Source organism: Acidovorax sp. ST3 (genome assembly GCF_003231145.1).
Lineage (GTDB): Bacteria > Pseudomonadota > Gammaproteobacteria > Burkholderiales > Burkholderiaceae_C > Acidovorax.
Genome location: NZ_QKVP01000138.1, coordinates 1 through 519 on the forward strand (window position 1 = coordinate 1; position 519 = coordinate 519).

General features: G+C 63.2%; 1 protein-coding gene. It reads right to left on the bottom strand.

The features are described 5' to 3' along the window. Positions 1-207 precede the first annotated feature (207 nt). On the bottom strand, positions 208-519 hold a 312-nt coding region (locus DNK89_RS24485; protein ID WP_203422602.1), incomplete at its 5' end, for a hypothetical protein.

A 519-nucleotide genomic window follows, 5' to 3' on the forward strand; every position in this document is an offset into this window, starting at 1 on the left:
TATCCGTCGATTGAGCAGTAGCCGTGCCCGCCGCAGCGACAACAGCAGCCGCTCCCGCTGCCATCAGTACCGTGCGGCGCGTGGTTGGACGTTTCATTGCAAACTCTCCCCCTTGGATCATTGCAGCGTCCATGCCAGCTCTGAATGCACAGGATGACAGACGCTGTTGGTCGGAGGGGCGCTCGAAAGCGCCCCCTCCCTGCCACGCTAGGTGACCATGAAGTCCGCTGCCGACAGGTTCAGATGTGCGCTCAACTGCGCGAACTGAACAGCTGCTCCTTGTCCGGAACCATCGGTGTCGTAGGACAACACGCCGCTGTCGGTGTCATAGATGATGCGGTCGTCGGCATCGTGCGCCGCCGTGCCGACATGGAAGGCGGCCGCGTCGAGCGCACCCGGCGCGCCAAGCGCGCTGAAGACGGCGTTGTCCAGCCAGATCGTGTCGTCGACCACCGAGAAGTCGGCGATCCTGTCGACATTCGAGCCGGGGTTGAGCGCGGTGTCGAACACGAATGTGTC